The sequence below is a fragment of the Vulcanisaeta distributa DSM 14429 genome (assembly GCF_000148385.1).
Taxonomy (GTDB): Archaea; Thermoproteota; Thermoprotei; order Thermoproteales; family Thermocladiaceae; genus Vulcanisaeta; species Vulcanisaeta distributa.
The window spans coordinates 2,177,698-2,196,411 of sequence record NC_014537.1 but is presented as its reverse complement, the minus strand read 5'-3'; the positions used below and the strand labels follow the sequence as shown (position 1 = coordinate 2,196,411).

At 45.1% G+C, this 18,714-nt stretch carries 20 protein-coding genes and 1 CRISPR repeat array; of the genes, 9 read left to right on the top strand and 11 right to left on the bottom strand.

From position 1 onward, the window contains the following. Positions 1 to 26 precede the first annotated feature (26 nt). Positions 27 to 1,916, top strand: coding sequence for a hypothetical protein (locus VDIS_RS11525; RefSeq protein ID WP_013337436.1), 1,890 nt, complete (start codon positions 27 to 29; stop codon positions 1,914 to 1,916). Here VDIS_RS11525 and VDIS_RS11520 read toward each other — a convergent pair. From VDIS_RS11520 to VDIS_RS11510, 3 genes are read right to left on the bottom strand one after another with little or no spacing between them, the layout of a single operon-like run. Continuing rightward, the gene (locus tag VDIS_RS11520) at positions 1,909 to 3,036 is read right to left on the bottom strand and encodes an aminotransferase-like domain-containing protein (protein ID WP_013337435.1); all 1,128 of its coding nucleotides are present in this window, start codon (positions 3,034 to 3,036) and stop codon (positions 1,909 to 1,911) included. The genes VDIS_RS11525 and VDIS_RS11520 overlap by 8 nt on opposite strands. A gap of 21 nt (positions 3,037 to 3,057) precedes the next feature. Beyond that, positions 3,058 to 3,384 carry a hypothetical protein gene (locus VDIS_RS11515; protein ID WP_013337434.1) on the bottom strand — a complete coding sequence of 109 codons (327 nt, stop codon included), beginning with the start codon at positions 3,382 to 3,384 and terminating at the stop codon, positions 3,058 to 3,060. A 10-nt stretch (positions 3,385 to 3,394) separates the two neighbouring features. Beyond that, complete coding sequence (locus VDIS_RS11510) at positions 3,395 to 3,688, bottom strand: TIGR00304 family membrane protein (protein ID WP_013337433.1); 294 nt, start codon at positions 3,686 to 3,688, stop codon at positions 3,395 to 3,397. Positions 3,689 to 3,773: 85 nt separating this feature from the next. On the opposite strand from VDIS_RS11510, the gene VDIS_RS11505 reads away from it, so the two are divergent. Continuing rightward, on the top strand, positions 3,774 to 4,559 hold the full coding sequence (locus tag VDIS_RS11505; RefSeq protein WP_013337432.1) for a peptidylprolyl isomerase: 786 nt from the start codon (positions 3,774 to 3,776) through the stop codon (positions 4,557 to 4,559). A 51-nt stretch (positions 4,560 to 4,610) separates the two neighbouring features. Then, positions 4,611 to 5,261 carry an Ntn hydrolase family protein gene (locus VDIS_RS11500; protein WP_013337431.1) on the top strand — a complete coding sequence of 217 codons (651 nt, stop codon included), beginning with the start codon at positions 4,611 to 4,613 and terminating at the stop codon, positions 5,259 to 5,261. 3 nt (positions 5,262 to 5,264) lie between these two features. Here the strand turns inward: VDIS_RS11500 and VDIS_RS11495 are convergent, their stop codons facing one another. From VDIS_RS11495 to VDIS_RS11480, 4 genes are all read right to left on the bottom strand, one after another. Then, the gene (locus VDIS_RS11495; RefSeq protein ID WP_013337430.1) at positions 5,265 to 5,963 is read right to left on the bottom strand and encodes an endonuclease III domain-containing protein; all 699 of its coding nucleotides are present in this window, start codon (positions 5,961 to 5,963) and stop codon (positions 5,265 to 5,267) included. A 6-nt stretch (positions 5,964 to 5,969) separates the two neighbouring features. Beyond that, on the bottom strand, positions 5,970 to 6,485 hold the full coding sequence (locus tag VDIS_RS11490; protein ID WP_013337429.1) for an NUDIX hydrolase: 516 nt from the start codon (positions 6,483 to 6,485) through the stop codon (positions 5,970 to 5,972). Between the two features lie 36 nt (positions 6,486 to 6,521). Next, positions 6,522 to 6,716, bottom strand: coding sequence for a 50S ribosomal protein L24e (locus tag VDIS_RS11485; protein WP_013337428.1), 195 nt, complete (start codon positions 6,714 to 6,716; stop codon positions 6,522 to 6,524). Positions 6,717 to 6,904: 188 nt separating this feature from the next. Next, positions 6,905 to 7,560: direct repeats of the CRISPR family, unit length 25 nt; unit sequence CTTTCAATATTCTATTGAAATCTTC. Between the two features lie 329 nt (positions 7,561 to 7,889). Beyond that, a complete protein-coding gene (locus VDIS_RS11480) occupies positions 7,890 to 9,392 on the bottom strand; it encodes an aldehyde dehydrogenase family protein (RefSeq protein ID WP_013337427.1) in 1,503 nt (500 codons plus the stop codon). Positions 9,393 to 9,495: 103 nt separating this feature from the next. Between VDIS_RS11480 and VDIS_RS11475 the strand changes: the two genes are divergently transcribed. Further along, entirely contained in the window at positions 9,496 to 10,263 is a 768-nt protein-coding gene (locus tag VDIS_RS11475; RefSeq protein ID WP_013337426.1) for a CBS domain-containing protein, read from the top strand. 50 nt (positions 10,264 to 10,313) lie between these two features. Here the strand turns inward: VDIS_RS11475 and VDIS_RS11470 are convergent, their stop codons facing one another. Continuing rightward, a complete protein-coding gene (locus tag VDIS_RS11470; protein ID WP_013337425.1) occupies positions 10,314 to 10,937 on the bottom strand; it encodes a FumA C-terminus/TtdB family hydratase beta subunit in 624 nt (207 codons plus the stop codon). A 109-nt stretch (positions 10,938 to 11,046) separates the two neighbouring features. Between VDIS_RS11470 and VDIS_RS11465 the strand changes: the two genes are divergently transcribed. The 4 genes from VDIS_RS11465 (at position 11,047) to VDIS_RS11450 (ending at position 15,040) form a co-directional block, all read left to right on the top strand. Continuing rightward, positions 11,047 to 11,925, top strand: a complete 879-nt coding sequence (locus VDIS_RS11465; RefSeq protein ID WP_013337424.1) for a fumarate hydratase — start codon at positions 11,047 to 11,049, stop codon at positions 11,923 to 11,925. A 129-nt stretch (positions 11,926 to 12,054) separates the two neighbouring features. Further along, positions 12,055 to 13,077, top strand: coding sequence for an NAD(P)/FAD-dependent oxidoreductase (locus VDIS_RS11460; RefSeq protein WP_013337423.1), 1,023 nt, complete (start codon positions 12,055 to 12,057; stop codon positions 13,075 to 13,077). 53 nt (positions 13,078 to 13,130) lie between these two features. Beyond that, positions 13,131 to 13,976, top strand: a complete 846-nt coding sequence (locus VDIS_RS11455) for a sulfite exporter TauE/SafE family protein (RefSeq protein ID WP_013337422.1) — start codon at positions 13,131 to 13,133, stop codon at positions 13,974 to 13,976. A 47-nt stretch (positions 13,977 to 14,023) separates the two neighbouring features. After that, the gene (locus VDIS_RS11450) at positions 14,024 to 15,040 is read left to right on the top strand and encodes an alcohol dehydrogenase catalytic domain-containing protein (RefSeq protein ID WP_013337421.1); all 1,017 of its coding nucleotides are present in this window, start codon (positions 14,024 to 14,026) and stop codon (positions 15,038 to 15,040) included. A 40-nt stretch (positions 15,041 to 15,080) separates the two neighbouring features. Here the strand turns inward: VDIS_RS11450 and VDIS_RS11445 are convergent, their stop codons facing one another. Next, positions 15,081 to 15,854, bottom strand: coding sequence for a P-loop NTPase (locus VDIS_RS11445; RefSeq protein ID WP_013337420.1), 774 nt, complete (start codon positions 15,852 to 15,854; stop codon positions 15,081 to 15,083). Then, entirely contained in the window at positions 15,851 to 16,267 is a 417-nt protein-coding gene (locus VDIS_RS11440; RefSeq protein WP_013337419.1) for a hydrogenase/urease maturation nickel metallochaperone HypA, read from the bottom strand. Before VDIS_RS11440 ends, VDIS_RS11445 begins: the two co-directional genes overlap by 4 nt. Positions 16,268 to 16,362: 95 nt before the next feature. On the opposite strand from VDIS_RS11440, the gene VDIS_RS11435 reads away from it, so the two are divergent. After that, a complete protein-coding gene (locus VDIS_RS11435; RefSeq protein ID WP_013337418.1) occupies positions 16,363 to 18,261 on the top strand; it encodes an AMP-binding protein in 1,899 nt (632 codons plus the stop codon). A gap of 13 nt (positions 18,262 to 18,274) precedes the next feature. Here the strand turns inward: VDIS_RS11435 and VDIS_RS11430 are convergent, their stop codons facing one another. Beyond that, positions 18,275 to 18,691 carry a CopG family ribbon-helix-helix protein gene (locus tag VDIS_RS11430; RefSeq protein ID WP_013337417.1) on the bottom strand — a complete coding sequence of 139 codons (417 nt, stop codon included), beginning with the start codon at positions 18,689 to 18,691 and terminating at the stop codon, positions 18,275 to 18,277. Positions 18,692 to 18,714 lie beyond the last annotated feature (23 nt).

The following is an 18,714-nucleotide window of genomic DNA, read 5'->3' as shown; positions in this document are numbered from 1 at the left end:
TTATAATCCCTTCTTAGTTACTTACCGTGATAAGGCAGGTACTTTGGATAGCTATTATTGCGGCATTCCTGGTATTGCCCATTCTCAGTTATGCGCAGGTAACCATTAATTACATAGGCATTAACATTTACTATGATAATCATACGTACACTAAGATTATTAATATAACAAGCAATCAATTAATAATACCTATGTATCAATACTGCTCGCAGGGAGGTAACGTATTATTTAATGCATACCTTGACCCTTTGTCAAACCTAGGAATAGTATCTGCATCCTTGGTGTTGTACAATGGCTCATCACTGAATGTTCCCGTCATTAATTATAGTCCTAAGTACGTTAGTATGGAGGTTAATTGTTCATTACCAGTATACGGCGTTTACCTTGGTATTGGTTCATATGGTCCATACCCACTTGAGGCTTTGGTAATACCTGGTTCTAGTATTACGTATACGTTGACTCAGGGTTCCATGAACATATCAATACCATCAATCCCAGGGTTAAATTACCTGTTCTCAATTATTAAGTTAGTATCGATATTACCCGCCGAGGCTAATGTCGGTAATTACTTAACGGCGGAGTTAGGCACGGAATACTCGAACGTTAATATTGGCTCGATAAGTACTTATGCCGAAATAACCACGTATATTACATACTCAAGCAATATAGATATTACGGCTAACGGTACGACGTACATAGTAATAACGCCATATTATTACGCACCAATAACCAATACGCAGAACCTAGTATTAGCTGTTTCGTCAAATCCCATGATAATGCTCACCGGCGCGCCATGGATTAAGTACCACTATAGTAACTGCACATTGGCTAATCCAGGGATCCCAGGAATAACGCCATGGACTTCATACCTAATATACACGCCCTACTGCATGATCAATATGTCGGTTAATCCAGTTACTGTGAACATAATTAGCACATCAATGCAGGAGCTGAGGTGTAATAACATATTCATAACAACGGGGAGTGGTTCAATTATGAGCTTAACGAGTAACTTAACGATAAACCCCATACTAACTAGGGCATTGTATGTGTCCATTAACGGTATAAAGACCATAGGCATTTACCTAAATTCAATACCTACGTCAGAAATCACGGTTAGTCTCCCCTTAATCCCACGTTCAGACGTATCAATAATTGATGAAGCAGGTAATTCATTGGATGCCCTGATATACTTAAACATTAATGGAACGTTGATACCATTCACTAATGACTCATGTATTTACCCAGGTACTTACGACATATACGCATTAATGAATGGTGAATTAATGAACCTAGGCCCAAACCCTATTTACCAGGGTAGCTCGTTGAAGGTCCCCATATTCTCTAACTACGTCTTAAACATATCAATACCTAATGAATGTCCAGACTTAAATCTTGAATTATTAATTAAGTATGATGGTGATCAATACGCCATTCCATTAAATGGTAATAACCAGTGGGTAAGCATACCCAATGCCATAATTGGCAGTCAAGTGCAGGTGGAGTTGCTCGGCAATGGATCGCTACTCTATCAACGTGAAGTAACAATAAATGGTAGTAGTCCAGGGAGCCTAGTAATTAATCCACACATGATCAATTTCATGCCTGTTGACTTACTAAACAATGAATTACCAAATGCCGTATTAAATGTTGGCAGTTTATACTACGTAGGTCCAGGTAAATACTGTGTGCCTATTAATTCATCAATTGGTATGGTTATTTACGGAAGTGACGTTTACGTAGTAAATATAACAGGTGATAACATCTATGTTAGGGTTTGGACGTTTGGGGCACTGGGTATTAAGTCATTATTGATAATATTTGGCTTGTTGACACTTCTCATAATAATTGCGTCAATAATTAAGGGATTAAGTAATAGAGGATCTAGCAGTGGTGATTACATAATCATTAAGTAGCCATAATAACACTACTCAGCGTCTTTACGCCCTCCCTTATTAGGTCAATGCGTATTGAGCCAATACTAAGCCTAGCCGTGTTCTCCTTAGCCCCGCTAATGAAGAATTTACCCCCAGGAACAAACACCACACCCTGCCTAATACTCCTCCTCAACAACTCCCAAGCATTTACCCCAGTGTTTATGAATGCATAAAACCCACAGATGGGCCTATAGATTAAGGCATTAGGTAAATACTCATCCAGTGCCTCAATAAGCTCCCTAAGCTTCCTTGGATATAACTCACGTGCCCTCCTTACAACGTCGTCGGCAACACCCCTCCTTAATAGGTCATAAACCAGGTACTGATTGAGTGTTGATGCCGCGAAATCGTGCTGCTCAAGCTTCTCTAGATTATTCCTTAATGCACCATTGGTTATCACAAAGCCAATCCTTAGGCCTGGACCTAATACCTTCGATAATGTTCCAACATAAACAACATCATCACTCATGGATTTAAGGGTAGGCTCCGCATTGGAGTGAAGTGATGTGTATGGGTCATCCTCGATGATCGTTAATTCATGCTCCCTGGCAATTTCGATTAGGTGCTTCCTCCTATCCCTACTGAGTGATACACCCGTTGGGTTATGGCAATTGGGCACTGTGTATACGATGCCAGGTCCATGAATCTTAACCAGCCTCTCTAATTCATGTATGTTCATACCCTCATTATCAATGGGTACACCAATTAATTTAGCACCCTGAAATTTCATGGGCGCCACGGTCTCAACGAATGTAGGGTCTTCGACATAGACTACGGTTCTCCTCCTCATTAATAATTGCGATAATAATTTGATAGCGTGTTGAGCACCTGCGGTTACTATTACATCTCTCCAATTAGCGTTTATACCAAGAACCCTATTAACATACCTCGAGAGCTCAACCCTCAACTCCCTTAAACCACCAGCACCTGGATACGCAATAATTGCCTTACCATACTCCTCATAAACCCTCTCGAAGGATTTCCTCAACTCATCAAATGGTAATAAATCCGGGTCAGGCGCGCCACTGGCGAAGTTATACTTAACGCCCCTTCTCGCTAATCTACTGGCTAGCTCAACAGGTGACCAGTATAGTTTCATTAAGCCCTACTAACCTCTAACCTATTTATGCTCTTCCTGCCAACGCCTCATCAACTCCCTCCTAGCCCTATAATACTGCACTATCGAGAATATTATTAAGGCTAGGAATATTAGGAAGATTACGTAAGTAAACCAAATCAGGGGTTGAGTTATCTGTGGTTTGCCGAAGGTTATGAGTATTGGTATTGGTACGATTGGGAATATAACAATGGCACCACCCACATTTGCGGGTGATGTGGGTGATGTATATGAATTACTCACCCCCACCGCAATGGCCATTATAACGGCTATGATTGGTATGAGAACCGCAAGGATTATTAGTAAAATACCAAGTTGGTAAAGTCTCATGGCGGTCACCTCACAGTATGCCAGGTAGTAACGTGAGTATTACGAATAGCACCACAATTATTATAGTGAGTACTATAGCCCACCTAATGATGGATGGGTCATTACCAAAGATTATAGGCACCGGGCCTATTAGGACCACACCACCAACACCTGACTTCCTCTCCTCCCTCCCTTCCTCATTCCCTTTTTCCCTCTCCTCCTTCTCGTGACTCCTCACAATATCGATTATTATTAGCACAATCCCTAATAATGCCAGTATTATCGATAATGTAACCGCGAGGCTCATTACATAGGCTACATTCATCACACTACATTAATCCTAAAGGGAATTAAAACCTAATTCTCTTACAGCTTAAAATTTAAAAGGGGCGGTCAATCGTTCATAGTCGATGCCATTTCAGAAGGGTGATTACATACTACTTGAGTACACGGTTGTTGATAAGGATGATAATAAGGTCGTGGAGACCACGGTAGAGGATAAGGCCAAGGAGGCAGGTATTTATAGGCCTGATGAGGTTTATGAACCGCGATTGATAATTATAGGCGAGACAAAGCTCTTTGAGCCATTGGAGCAGGCAATAATGAATTCGAGTGAGGGTCAGGAGATAACCGTGGAGATACCGCCGGACAAGGCCTTTGGCCAGAGGGACCCGAGTAAGGTCAGGGTTATATCCATTAGGGAATTCTATAGGTATGGCAAGTTACCTAGGGTTGGCGATGTTGTTGAGGTTAATAATCAACAGGGCAGGGTTGTTAGTATAACGGGTGGTAGGGTTACCCTGGACTTTAATCACCCATTGGCTGGTAAGACGCTTATCGTCACGGCTAAGGTAATTAAGAAGCTCGAGACCACTGAGGATAAGGTTAAGTATATAATTAAGCAGTACATACCGAGGATTGAGATAAATAAGGTCAGGGTTGAGCTTGGTGAGGGCGGCTCTATCGTGACGATTAAACTACCCATTGAGACTTTATTCATGGAGAACATAGGCACGATAAAGGCTAGGATAGCCGATGACATTGGGAGTAGATTCACGGGTGTGAATAAGGTGGTCTTTGTTGACGAAATAGAGATTAAGAGGGAGGCTGAGACAAAGCCTGCGGAGGCTAAGGCTGAGGAAAAGCAGGCAGAGTCAAAGCCTGAGACACAGCAGGCCCAGCAATCCTCTCAGTGAATTAGAGGATTAGGTTAAGATTTATTAATAAAGCAGTTCTCATTGAGATTGATGTTCACAGTAGGTAATGAGAATCTTAATAGATTAATGACTGGAACAACCACCGTAGGGATAGTGGTTAATGACGGCGTTGTCCTAGCCACGGATAGGAGGGTAACCGCTGGTTACTACATAGCCCATAGGAAGAAGGGCGTCAAGATTTGGAAGATCGACAATCACGTGGCAGCAACAATGAGCGGTGGTGTTGCAGATCTACAGAAGGTTCTTGATGCATTAACGGCGACCGCGATACAGTACAAGATAGAGACTGGTAAGCCAATATCAATAAGGGCCCTAGCCAACTATGCATCTCTCATTGTGTTCTCAAGCAGACCCTTCATTTATTTGGTCCACATGATATTTGGCGGTTGGGATCCCGATGAGGGACCTGTTATATATATGCTTGACTTCTTCGGGACGTTGACTAGAGAGACGGAATTCATGGCAACAGGCAGTGGTTCGCCAACCGCGTTTGGAGTTCTCGAAGATGGTTACAGGAGGGACATGAGTATTGAGGATGCTATTAGACTTGCGGTTAGGGCTGTCAGGTCAGCCATTTACCACGATCCAGGGAGTGGCGAGGGTATTGACGTCGTGACAATAACCAAGGAGGGCTATAAGGAAGTTAATTCAGAGCCATACCTAAAGGAGTTGATTCGATAAAAGTTATTGAGCGACCTTCCCCTTAACATTACTCATGTAGTAATTACAAACCTCCTTAAATCCACACATATCACACCTCGGGTTCCTCGCCCTACATACATCCCTACCAAACTGAATAAGCTTAAGGTGAACCTCCAAGTACCTACTTGGGTCTGGGGTCAATATGCCCATCCAGGCTTTCTGTATCTCGCGGTAATTCCTCGACTTAACAATGCCAAGTCTAATGGATATCCTAGTGATGTGAGTGTCAACAGGAAACGTAGGTTTGCCCAGGTTAACCAGGATAACATCCGCAGTCTTCTCACCAACACCTGGAAGTTCAAGCAACGCCTTCCTAGCCTCGTCTAAAGGTGAATCTACGATCCACGTTAAATCACCACCATACCTCTCAAGGATAACCCTGGACAACTCAATGATTTTCCTAGCCCTAATCCTATGCATACCAGCAGGTTTAATGGCATTGGCAAGGGCATCCTCGCCAATACCGATTAACCTCTGCGGCGTTATATCACCGGCAACCCTAATGAGGTTTTCATAAGCCCTAAGTGCATTTCTATCGTTAGTGTTCTGCGTCAATATGGTTACAATGAGCGCCTTAAAAATGTCATTACTACTCCTAAACACGTACAATGCCGCGAACTTCCTAGGCTCTATCTTAACATTGGCAAGGGCCTTAAGCACCAACTCCTCAGTTAATTGCATGCGAAATCACACCCTAATACCCTTCTTAAGCATATATAGCGTTATCGCAAGCGCGGACTTAGCATCCCTAATGCCTCCATTAAGAACCATATTCACGGCATCCCTAAAATCAACGATAACCCTATCAATAACCTCATGCGGCTCAGGCTTTGGTTCACCCAACCTCCTAATGCTTACGTAGTAAATCGTTAAGTACTCAGTGGAATATCCCGGTGACGTAAAGCCCTCAAAGAGCTTTTCAAAATAATCAACCTCAGCACCAATTTCCTCATTCAACTCCCTGATCAATGCCATTTCAGGTCTCTCACCCTCCTCAATAACGCCAGCTGGTATTTCAAGGATGTAGTCATTAATGACAGGCCTAAATTGGCGTAGTAATACGACCTTATTACTTTCATATATCGGTAATGCTGCTATAGCGTGAGGAAATAAGACCTTCTCCACATTCATTTCACGACCATTTGGCAGTACTGTCTTGGATACGTCCAACGTAACACGCCTGCCCCTGTAGACTATGACCATCACTCAAGCTAATGATGACCTCCTTAAAAGGTCCTCTCATTTCTGTGCCTTGGCTTTCTTCGTCTCCTTCCTTACCCAGGCCAGCCTTCTTGGGTCGCGGTTATACTTAACCGCGCTCACGAAGCACTTCCTACTGCAGAATCTAAGTACTGTCCCATCGGCCCTAACATACATTATTCCAGTGCCTGGTGGTATTGGCTTTCCACAGAAGGCGCACGTGTAAATTCTCATACGGCGTTCGTTCTCAACAATAATTTTTAAAGTTTATGCAATCAAGCCCTCCCTAAGGAAGGACCACCTCAATAAGCGCCTAAAACCTCCACAATCAATCCACGCGGACCTCGGGACTCTTTCAGTAATTTTATTGAAATCTTCTTGAGGAATTGCAATTATGCGTGCTCGTTATACGACTACATCAACTTTCAATATTCTATTGAAATCTTCCAATAGACGCAGTCATAACACTGACCAGTAAGTTACAGGAACTCTTTCAATATTCTATTGAAATCTTCACGTTGACAAAAGGAAGCGAGGCATTGGTTCTTGTACTCACGAAGCTTTCAATATTCTATTGAAATCTTCGACGGGTTTGATGGCGCCGGCACCACTCACGTAGAGGATCACCTTTCAATATTCTATTGAAATCTTCTGATGGTCATGGGTTATGCCATGTTCGGTGACTCAATCGCCAAGGTACTCTTTCAATATTCTATTGAAATCTTCAAGTACTACCTGCCCTACTACCCCTCGTCAATCACGGTGCTCAAGAACTTTCAATATTCTATTGAAATCTTCCCCTCAAAATGTCCAAGATCTTTGAGGACAGGATAATCATCAATAGCTTTCAATATTCTATTGAAATCTTCCTCGAGCTGGCTTACTGGTGGTGGCGGTAGTGACTTCGGCACGAGCTTTCAATATTCTATTGAAATCTTCAACGAGGGTAGTGAATTCGAGGAGGGTATCATTATGATGCCCGAGAGCTTTCAATATTCTATTGAAATCTTCTCATAACCATGACCGTGTTAGGTTTAGGGCATATGCAGGTATCTTTCAATATTCTATTGAAATCTTCCGGTGCGTTGGTTTATTTGGTTATTTTTAAGTTTTTCCTTTACCCTTGCTTGATTTTCATTGGAACATAAATCCCCATGAACATCCACGACACGCACTTGTTCCAACGACCCCCAACGAGACAGGTATTACTTGTCCCCACGGCACCATTCAATTACCCAACAATGCACTTGTTCCGATGATTTTGCCGTTTAGCAGTAGATAATTGAGCCTTGGGTTGATTAGCGGTGTCCGCGGGTTTCCTGGGCTTGTGCCAGTATTTTCCCCTTGATTAGGATTGTTCATTTATTGGTTTTGGGATTTAATGGTAGTTGTGTGAGGTTATGTTGGTTATTTGTACGTGATTACTATGGTCTTTAGCTCGGTGACGTCCTCCACGCTAAACCCAATCCCCTCGCGGCCGAACCCCGACTCCTTCACGCCGCCGAATGGGAATAGGCCGAGTCCATGCCTTGGGAAGTCGTTTATCGTGACCTCACCAACCTCCAGGGACCTTGCCACCCTCCACAGCGTGCCTACGTCGCGCCCAAAGACCGCGGCGTCGAGCCCGTAAATAACCTCATTAGCCACCTCAATAGCCTCATCAACGGACTTAACCCTTATGATAGGTATTACTGGACCAAAGGTCTCCTCGAGTGCAAGCCTTGACTTCCTACTCACATGGTCAATGACGGTGGGTTCATGGTACGTAAGCCAATACCCACCACCGTAAATTAACCTGCCTCCCTTCATTAGCGCATCATCAACCATTGAGTGAACTCTCTCAACGGCGTTTGAGTCGATGAGTGGACCGACCCTAACCTTGGGATCGCGTGGATCGCCAACAACCCACTCACTTACCTCCTTGGTTATGTAGTTGATTAGCTCATCGGCTATACTATCCATGGCGATGACCCTACTGATTGCATCGCAACGCTGTCCAGAGAGCCTAAGTGAGCCAGTGACTATCTTCTTGGCGGCATCCCTTAAGTCCGCATCCTCAAGAACTATCGCCGGCGCCTTACCGCCAAGCTCAAGTTGCAACCTCTTTAACCCAGCCATCCTCATGACCCTAAGCCCAGTCTCCGTACTGCCCGTTAGCGTGATTGCCCTAACCAGTGGGTGCGTTACCATGGCATCACCAACTATCGCCCCAGGGCCTGTGACCATGGCGAAGTAATTACCGAGACCTGCATACTCAATGGCCTTTGCAATTAACACGCCGGTTATTGGTGTATAGCTCGATGGCTTAAATATCACTGGGTCACCTGCCAGGAGGGCTGTGGCTATCTTAACCATTGATGTGAATAATGGATAATTAAACGGGGCTATCGCCGCGACAACGCCTATGGGTTCCCTAACCACGATTGCGTATTTATTCTCCGTACCCACACCATACTCGCCTGGAATGCCCACATTTAATAGCCTGCCCAGGTCCTGATGAATCATCCTAAGCCTGGTTATTGTTGAATCAACCTCACCCTCAGCCTCACTAATGGGCTTCCCACCCTCGATCACTAGGACATCCCTAAACAACTGCCTATACTCCTCGATGAAGTCCGCCACCTTCATCAGCATGTCTGCGCGTTTATGCGCCGGTATTGCCCTGAGTGATGGCCATGAGTAGTGGAGCCTCTCTATGGCTGAGTTTACATGCTCAGCGCTCAACTTATTTACTTGGGCTATCACCTCGCCATTTATTGGAGACTTAACAGGCATGTAACTCCCGAAGTCAATCCATGAACCCGCAATGAACGCTCGGAAGACCCCGAACTTGGTCATCGTGTCGTGGAACTCCCTGGGAAAATCCGGCAATGTTACGGGGCCCAGTATGTTTATGGTTATTGCCTGCATTAATCATGCTCTTAATGGCCTTAAAATAAGCCTTCTGGGTGATACTTCATTAGTGGGTTTAATGATTAGAAAACTTAAACTAGAGAGTGGCTATCTCTAGATAATGAATGCGCAGGAGTTAATGACGGGTAGCGTATTCACCATAGACCCTAACCGGGAATTAGCCGTCGCCGTACAGTTAATGGTTGATCATGGATTCAGGCACCTACCGATTATTGAGGGTGGCTCCGTGAGGTCGGTATTAACAGCATTAGATGTAATTAATGGGATTGTTAATGATGGTATTAACGCCCTAAGGGAGCCCGTGGTTAAGTATGGCAGTGGGAAATTCCTCACTGTGTTGCATGGTGATGATGCCATGGCTGTGATTAGGAAAATGCTTGATAACGGTATTGACCACGCGCTTGTACTTAAAGGAAACGAATTAGCCGGTATTATTACTGAACGTGATATAGTCAATAAGATGCCTGAGCAGGTATTCGTGAAGTACAGGGTTCATGAGGTTGCCAATAGGGATCCAATAAGGGTTAGTGAGGATGCTTCATTAGCCTCTGCCATGGAGGTTATGGTTAGGCACGGCATTAGGCATCTCCTGATAGCAGATCAGGACAGATTACTTGGTATAATGACTGTTAAGGACGTACTGAGGTATGCGATTAAGTACTATAAATTGCGGGGTCAGGTCGACCTTAGTATCGCTGTATCAAAATTGATGAGTCACAATCCTGTGACAATCGATAGTGCTGCGTCATTAATAGATGCCGTTAGGTTAATGAGGAGGAATAACATCGGCTCATTACCGATTGTTGAGGCTGGTAGGTTAATGGGTATAATCACCGAGCACGACGTTGTTAAGAGCATAATTAAGTAGAAATGGAATGATGGGTAATGATTTAAACCCACACAGTAATGATAGCCGGTTTATACCTTAATTACGCTCTTTATCGTATTAACGACCTCCTTACTCAGGTCAGGTACTTTACTCCTGACGTTCTTCCTCAGATCCTCATAGTAATTATTACCGTATGAATCGATTATTACCGTTAACGGTCCAAAATTCTCAACCTCAAGAACCCACATGGCCTCAGCGATTCCCAGGTCAAGCCAATGCACATCAACAACCCTCTTTATTGCCTGCGCCGCAAGGACACCGGCACCGCCCGTGAATATTGCATAGGCTGCCTTATACCTCTTCATGGCCTCCGTGGTCTTTGGACCCATGCCGCCCTTACCAATGACTAACTTAACCCCTAGCTTCTCAATGACCTCAGGCTCGAAGTCATCCATCCTTGCGCTTGTTGTCGGCCCCATACTAACTATCCTCCAGGTATTACCCTGCTTAAGGGCCACTGGTCCCGCGTGATAAATAACGCCACCCCTCAGATCTACGGGTAACTTTTCACCCTTGTGTAATGATTCGACCATCCTAACGTGCGCTGCATCCCTGGCGCTGACTAGAATACCGCTTACGTATATTGTGTCGCCAACCCTTAATTTCGTAATGTCATCATCAGATATTGGCGTTTTGAGGTAATACGTGCCCATACCTATCGATTAAAATCACCAATCCGGGTGTATTAAGCATTCCCCCTAGATATTTTCCGCGACAAACATAGAATTAAAGCTTTAATATAAGTTGATCGTTACCGTAATTATGCCGAGCCTTGAGAATGTGGTTAAGGAGGCTGCAAAGGCAATAGTAAGAATGGCCAGCGTATCACCAGCTGAGGACGTGGTTAATGCATTAAGGAATGCCGTTAAGATAGAAATTCATGAACCAAGCAGGGTTCAATTAAACGCCATATTAACAAATATTGAGTTGGCGCAGAAGTACACGGCTGCTGTATGCCAGGATACTGGCGTTCCAACATTCTTCATAAAGCTTGGCGATGGTTTCCCTATCAGGAGTAAGTTATTCTCAATACTTACGGAGGCCGTTAGGGAGGTCACTAAGGAATTACCCCTTAGATCTAACTCCGTTGATCCATTAACAGAGAGGAATAGTGGCGATAATACTGGTATTGGAATACCAGTATTCGACGTTGAATTATTTGATGGGAATTACCTGGAGATGATCTACACACCAAAGGGTGGCGGTACTGAGTTACCAAGCAAGGCATTCGTTGTACCGCCAGGCAATGCCTGGGAAAGACTGCCAGAGTTGGTGCTTAATGCCGTCATAGACGCCGGCCCAATGCCATGCCCACCGGTCATTGTTGGGATAGGCATAGGCCCTAACCTAGACGTTGCAGCTAAACTCGCCAAGAAGGCGGCTGTGCTTAGGCCCGTTGGTTCCAGGAATAGTAACCCCGACATAGCGAAGATAGAGGATGCACTCCTGAACGCCATTAATAAACTTGGCATTGGAGCCCACGGGACTGGGGGTAATGTAACGGCGTTAGATGTACATATTGAGTACGCCTATAGGCATCCAGCAACCTTCGCAATAGGCATAGTCTTCTCCTGCTGGGCAACAAGGAGGGCTAGGGCTATTGTTTACCCCGATGGTAAGTACGAGGTTAAGCCATTGTGATGCTGTGTAATCTCGTTATATTTTTAATTAAAAAAGCTTATAAATAATTACTAATTATATGTATAAAAAATCAATATTTTCATTGAACATGTAAAGAGAATTTATAAGTAAGATTAAGCCGTAGTCTTGATGGATGGAGACATTGATGTTTATGATGTCATAATCATAGGCGCGGGCATAGCAGGGCTTAGCGCGGCGTTATACGCCGCTAGGCAGGGATTAAGGACCTTAGTCATTAGTAAGGATATTGGGGGACAATTATCGTTAACAGATGAGGTTCAGAATTACCCTGGCTTCATTAGCATCAAGGGGTTAGACTTAGTTAGGAGGGTTGAGAATCAGGCCAGGATTTTTGGTGCTGAAATCGTGTTTGATGAGGTTGTTAAGCTTGATAAGGTTGATGGGGGTGACTTCGTTATAAGGACTGCCAGTGGCGATGAGTATAGGAGCATAGCCGTGATATTGGCATTCGGTAAGACGCCAAGGGACTTGGGCGTACCTGGCGAGCAGGAGCTTAAGGGTAAGGGCGTGAGTTACTGTACAATATGTGACGCCGCATTATACCGTGGGCAAGACGTGGCACTTGTGTCCTGGGGAGAACCGGCTTATGAAGCCGCCGAAATATTGATGAACGTTGTAAACAGGTTTTACTGGGTTTTCCCTGGTGATAAGCCTGTAAATGATGATGAATTCATGAACCTAATGCTCAATAGCGGTAAGGCTGTATTAATGCCTAGGCACGACGTAGTGGAAATAAAGGGTAAGGGTAGGGTTGAGTCTGTGGTTGTGAGGGATAGGGTTACGGGGAGGACCCTTGAGATACCCGTTAAGGCCGTATTCATTGAGATTGGTTATGTGGCTAAGACGGACTTCGTGCGTAATCTAGTTAAGTTGAATGAGAAGGGTGAGATAGTGATTGATGAGTATGGTAGGACAGGTACTGAGGGCTTATTTGCGGGTGGGGATGTATGTGTATCTCCATATAAGCAAGCAGTCATTGCCGCGGCGCAGGGAGTAATCGCGGCGTTGTCCGCGTATTCATATGTAATGGCTAGGAAAGGTAAGGAGGTTAAGCTAGCATCGGACTGGAGGAAGCTCAACATACCTGGTGAAAAGAGGGAAAGCCGTACCTCCCTAAAAATAAGTTTCTGATGCACATGGAATAAAACTTAATACGATCTATTAAAAGGGATCATTGAAACCACATGAGTATTAACCTGCTCCAATTAATTGAATTGTTCATGGCGGCATTGGCGATATCCTTCGTAACGTCTCAGGGAGGGATATCCGGGGCTTACTTATTGCTACCGATACAATCATACATCCTTAGTACCGCAAACCCAGTGATAAGCAGCACAAATCTACTGTATAACATAATCTCAATACCATTGAGCATCCACGAGTACCTTCGTGAAAGGAGGATTGCCGCACCATTCACGTTAATCCTAGTCATAGGGGCGTCGGCAGGGGCTGTGGTGGGGACGTGGTTAAGGGGACACTACCTAACTGGCGGTTATGCATTTTCCTACTTCATGAGCGCCGTACTACTGGCATTGGCCATGGAAATAATCCTAAGCAATGCCTTACTTATAAGGCGGGTCCATACATATGAGACTGTAGTGCGGTGTAGCCGTGATAAGACATCGCTGGTTATAATAACAAATAAAGGCAACACTTATAGGGTTAACACCATATTGTTGATGGTTATTACATTATTGGTAGGCATAGTAAGTGGTACCTACGGTATAGGGGGCGCATCAATACTATCGCCAGTATTAATGGGCCCTATGGGGTTACCAGCCTACATAATCTCGGGACCAACATTAATGGTAACCTTAATGGTATCCCTCATTGGAGTATTGTCATACGCATACCTCGGTTATCCGCCTGATGTAATTAATGGATTATCCATGGGCCTTGGTGGATTAATTGGCATTTACCTAGGTACAATTACCCAAAGAAGACTCCCAGAACGCCATATTAGGCTCACGGTTGCCGTAGCCACGGCAATAATGGGCATTTACACCATACTGCATGTGTCAAGAATTTGAAAACTGCCGCATATTGCTTTAAATTACGGTTGGTTACGAATAATACGATGCGTGCTGTCGTCTTTGATAGGCCTGGCATGGAGAATGTGCGTATGATGGATGTTGAGGTGCCAAGGCCTAGTCCGAATGAGGTGTTGGTGCGTGTTAAGTATGCGGGTGTTAACCCAGTGGACTACTTCACAATTAATAGGGGTGGTAAGCCAATGCCGCATATACCGGGTGCGGAGTTTGTTGGCGTGATTGAGGAGGTTGGCTCCAACGTCAAGGGCATCAGTGTTGGTGATGAGGTCACAATCTACAACAGGCTATTCGATGGCACCTGCAGGTATTGCCTGGTTGGTCATGAGGAGTTATGCGTGAATGGTGGATTAATAGGCGTTGTTACCAATGGCGGGTTCGCAGAATACGCCGTGGTACCCGCCACCAATGCCATTAGAATACCAAGGGGCGTCGGTCTCGATGAGGCAGCGACACTACCCGTTGGTGCATTAACCGCCTGGCATATGGTCTTTGACAGGGCAGGTGTAAAGCCTGGTGAGTTAGTCGTTGTATTTGGGGCCACGGGCAACGTGGGTAGTTATGCCGTTCAATTCGCAAAACTAGCCGGTGCTGTCGTAATCGCGGTAAGCCGTAAGGCAAGCAAGGTTAAGGGCGCATTGATGGAACTAGGCGCTGATTACGTAGTGACACCGGAGGAAGCCCAAACCTTAGTGAACGAGTTAAGTAATGGGCTTGGCGCCGACTTAGTGATCGATGCAGTTGGTCAAGCAACCTGGAACCTAAGCTTCCAATTGGTTGCTCGTTACGGTAAGTGGGTGACTGCCGGCGCACTCACTGGTGGTGATGTTACGCTTAGCTTACCGTCATTATACTCAAGGGAAGTCACCATACTAGGCTCGACAGGTGGTACCAGGGCTGAACTCATTAAACTACTTGACCTGCTTAGTAAACGCAGGATTAAGGCGCCGATCTACTCAAAGATGAGCCTCGACAAGGTTAAGGAGGCGTTCGACACCATGTTTAAGGCGGAGGATAGGGTAGGCAAGGTATTACTCATTCCGTGATGCCATTTCATAATAAGGCAAGGTATTTATATAAAGACGATTAATATCTTTGTATTTCCTGGATCACGGTATTAATCATTGAGCTTAATTCCGTTAGTAACTGCCCACTGTACTCATTTATCTTACCTATGTATTCCTCGATCGCTGGATCTATCGGCAATTCCTTAATTAATTCAATGCCGTATTTACGGGCTAATTCGATCGCCCAGTCAGTACTACCGAAGGGCTTTACTACCTCATGGCCGCACTTCATGAATGCCATGTTTATGATCATAGCCGTAGGCTTTATTCCCGAGTCCGTTAAATACCTTACTAGGTCCTCAACCACACCTACGGATTGCCTCGACGGTGATGTTACCACAATTGGTAAGTAATTCCTCACCCTGTGCAGTATTAGTAATTCATCGCTCATCCCAGGCGGCATGTCGATTATTACGTACTTGGAATCCCTGTAGTTAGTATATGCCAATAGGTCTAGGAGCACGCCGCCTCGCCTTTCGCCCGGCAGTACTACGTACTTACTACCAATTACCCCTCTCAAACTTATTATTCCAAGCCTTTCATTAATCATTATCGGCTCTAAACCCTCCCTACTCACGTCATGCATCTTATTCTCAATCCCAAACAGCCTGGGCACCGACATACCGTGTATGTCCAGGTCAATTAATACTGCGTAATCCCTATTGGCGATACTTAATGCCGTTAATGCCGACACGGTGCTCTTACCAACACCACCCTTACCGCTCACAATAGCAATAACCCCTCTACCCTTCAGCCTATCCCTGGCCAATTCCAGCGCTGGCTCCTTAATCATTCCGTAACCACCTCGGCCACCCTAATTCTTGGTTCCTCCATCTCTAAATCATGAGAGCCACACCTAGGGCATTTAAGTAATGCTGGTGCCAGGTCAGGAATTAGGTGCAATGGGTATTCCTCGCCATAATCCTTCATTAATTCATTTAGTTGTTTCTTAACATCGTCATCCGTCAGTACGTACCCGCAACGCCTACACCTTAATTTTGGTGCAACAACCTTAACCTCGAGGGATGCCTTAACCAATTTAGAATCCTGCTTGAGCATGTCGAAGGCCTCCTTAAGTATTTCCAGGTCTATCATTGATATTGATGGGATTTCAACAACGACCTTAATCACATTATTCACATTATTTTCACGGGCCCACTTATCAACGCTCTCAACGATTGCTGATGCCAATGACCACTCATGCACGCCGATCCACCTTATGCATGATTTTTAAATATTCTTATCAGAAATTTAGCATAAGATTACTTAAGGACTTAAATAAATCGTGCGGTGAAGACCGGATGTCCGAGGATGTTATAAGGAGAGTATTCAATCCCGAGAGGATTGTGCCACCATCAATGCGCTATAAGGTTATTGGTATTCCTCAATTTAAGGTTGTGCATCAACGCAGCGTCAGGGACTTAATTAATTTTTGGAGTAGTGAGGCTAAGCAATTGATTTGGGAAAGGGCGTGGAATTACGTAATGGTCGGTGACCATTATAATACACGGTGGTTTGTTGGTGGGTTAATCGATGCCTATCGTAATATAATGGGTAAGCATAAGTCAACGTGGGTTTGGGATAAGCCGGCTATTATTTGGGAGAGTGAGGAGGGCATTACCAGGGTATACACCTATTCAGACCTTAATGAAATGGTTATTAAATATTCATCAATACTTAGAGGTCTTGGCGTTGGCCCCCATGATTGGGTAATGTTCTATGCACCACCCATGCCTGAGGTAATTGCATTAGCGTTAGCCTCCGTTAGGCTTGGTGCGCCTTTCGAGTTCGTATTCACGGGCTTTGGGGCACTTGACTTGGCGAGGAGGATTAGTGATAGAAAACCAAAAGTACTGATTACTGTGGATGCATTCCCACGGAGGGGTAAGCCCATCACCGTTAAATCCACGGTAGATAAAGCATTAAGCGCCATTAACCATAATCTCAAGGTACTGATTATCAATAGGATGAACGTCAACGTAGGCGTGGTTCAGGGCAGGGACCTATACATTGATGAAGCGCCAACTCTAGATGCCGGTGAGGACTACGTGGCTGATTCAACGCACCCGCTCTTTGGGCTTCATATTGGCTATGATGAGGATTTGGGACTAATAACGCATGGCGTTGGTGGTTATTTAGTGCAGACTTACTCAACGACTAGGTGGATGGGGCTCAGACCGCACGACACCTACTTCTGCACAGTATTACCGGGTTGGATAACAGGGATTACTTACGTAGTCTTTGGCCCATTCATGATAGGCTCCACGGTGGTGCTTTACGAGGGTGGACCCGATTACCCGCACTGGGATAGGTGGTGGTCCATCCTAGAGAGGTACGCAGTCACGGTATTTTTAACGACAGGCGCCGCATTGAGGATACTCTCACGCCAAGACCCAAACCTCTTATTGTCACATAACCTCGACATGCTCAGACTAATACTAACGACCGCCGAACCCCTCGAAGCCTCGGTGTGGCGTTGGACATATCAGTTTGTCGGTACGGGGACCGTACCCACGATAGACTCACTCCCAAGCAAGCTGAGTGGTAGGATACCCGTGGTGCATATGTTCATTCAGTCAGAGCTAGGCACTTTCGTAACCGGGAGCCTCCCCAACTATACATTCGTACCATTAGTCCCAGGCTCCGTTGGCCCCCCAATGCCCGGCTTCGACATTGACGTGGTCGATGCGGATGGGAACCCCGTGAGGGGTTCCGTCGGTTACTTAGTTGTTAAGTCCCCTTGGCCCGCCATGCCGATTGAGTACACGGAGCATTACGTACGTAAGTGGGTTAAGGGTGTGTACTTCGTTGGGGACTACGCCATCATGGACAATGACATGTACATCTACCCATTGGGTAGGGCTGATGGTGTGATGAAGGTTAATGGGTATAGGATTAGTCCGGGCGAGATTGAGAAAGCCGTAGAGTCGCTACCCTGGGTTAAAAGGGCCGTGGTTGCGGGAATGCTTGACGACATTAAGTTTGAGAGCCCCGTAGTGATCGTAGAGGGTAATGATGGAGGCCCGGACGATGTTAAGAGAGTTATTAGGGAGTTGGTGGGCCCAATAGCCGAGCCATCACGCGTAGTGATTACTACTCAATTACCGAGCATGAGCAAGGGTGAGCTTAGAAAATTACTTAAAGAGCATCTATGGGGTTTGAAGACCCATGATTTTATTAGGAAATTACTCGAGACGTGAGACGCCAATATTACTAACTAACTGTTGGTATTGGTATATTCGTTACTTTTATGTACTTTATGCCCCTCCTTATTGCCGTTAATCTCTTCGTTAATTCCTGTATCCTCTCGTAATCGCCCATTGCGTGTATTACCTCGATGCAGTCCCTATCCGTGACGTGGGTGTGGGTTACGACCCTAATCACATCCCTAAACTCATGCTGTATATCCGTCACGTACTTCTCTGTATCACCAAACTCATGGTCATACATAACAATTACCAGTGAAAACACGCGACCACCAGCACCAGCCGCTTGCTCGGCAATTGCGTTGCTAATCAACGTGTTTATGAACCTAGACCTATTAACCTCACCAACCCTAACCATGGCCTCATCAATCGCCTTAAGTAAATCCTCATCAATCGCCAGGCTAACCCTACGAACCCTACCCACAGATCAATAATAGTGACCCAGGA

What these genes read in the sequence shown, in the direction of transcription:
- VDIS_RS11520 (WP_013337435.1), bottom strand. Translation starts at nt 3,036, where the DNA reads ATGAAACTATACTGGTCACCTGTTGAGCTAGCCAGTAGATTAGCGAGA.
- VDIS_RS11515 (WP_013337434.1), bottom strand. Translation starts at nt 3,384, where the DNA reads ATGAGACTTTACCAACTTGGTATTTTACTAATAATCCTTGCGGTTCTC.
- VDIS_RS11510 (WP_013337433.1), bottom strand. Translation starts at nt 3,688, where the DNA reads ATGAATGTAGCCTATGTAATGAGCCTCGCGGTTACATTATCGATAATA.
- VDIS_RS11505 (WP_013337432.1), top strand. Translation starts at nt 3,774, where the DNA reads ATGCCATTTCAGAAGGGTGATTACATACTACTTGAGTACACGGTTGTT.
- VDIS_RS11500 (WP_013337431.1), top strand. Translation starts at nt 4,611, where the DNA reads ATGTTCACAGTAGGTAATGAGAATCTTAATAGATTAATGACTGGAACA.
- VDIS_RS11495 (WP_013337430.1), bottom strand. Translation starts at nt 5,963, where the DNA reads ATGCAATTAACTGAGGAGTTGGTGCTTAAGGCCCTTGCCAATGTTAAG.
- VDIS_RS11490 (WP_013337429.1), bottom strand. Translation starts at nt 6,485, where the DNA reads ATGGTCATAGTCTACAGGGGCAGGCGTGTTACGTTGGACGTATCCAAG.
- VDIS_RS11485 (WP_013337428.1), bottom strand. Translation starts at nt 6,716, where the DNA reads ATGAGAATTTACACGTGCGCCTTCTGTGGAAAGCCAATACCACCAGGC.
- VDIS_RS11480 (WP_013337427.1), bottom strand. Translation starts at nt 9,392, where the DNA reads ATGCAGGCAATAACCATAAACATACTGGGCCCCGTAACATTGCCGGAT.
- VDIS_RS11475 (WP_013337426.1), top strand. Translation starts at nt 9,496, where the DNA reads ATGAATGCGCAGGAGTTAATGACGGGTAGCGTATTCACCATAGACCCT.
- VDIS_RS11470 (WP_013337425.1), bottom strand. Translation starts at nt 10,937, where the DNA reads ATGGGCACGTATTACCTCAAAACGCCAATATCTGATGATGACATTACG.
- VDIS_RS11465 (WP_013337424.1), top strand. Translation starts at nt 11,047, where the DNA reads ATGCCGAGCCTTGAGAATGTGGTTAAGGAGGCTGCAAAGGCAATAGTA.
- VDIS_RS11460 (WP_013337423.1), top strand. Translation starts at nt 12,055, where the DNA reads ATGGATGGAGACATTGATGTTTATGATGTCATAATCATAGGCGCGGGC.
- VDIS_RS11455 (WP_013337422.1), top strand. Translation starts at nt 13,131, where the DNA reads ATGAGTATTAACCTGCTCCAATTAATTGAATTGTTCATGGCGGCATTG.
- VDIS_RS11450 (WP_013337421.1), top strand. Translation starts at nt 14,024, where the DNA reads ATGCGTGCTGTCGTCTTTGATAGGCCTGGCATGGAGAATGTGCGTATG.
- VDIS_RS11445 (WP_013337420.1), bottom strand. Translation starts at nt 15,854, where the DNA reads ATGATTAAGGAGCCAGCGCTGGAATTGGCCAGGGATAGGCTGAAGGGT.
- VDIS_RS11435 (WP_013337418.1), top strand. Translation starts at nt 16,363, where the DNA reads ATGTCCGAGGATGTTATAAGGAGAGTATTCAATCCCGAGAGGATTGTG.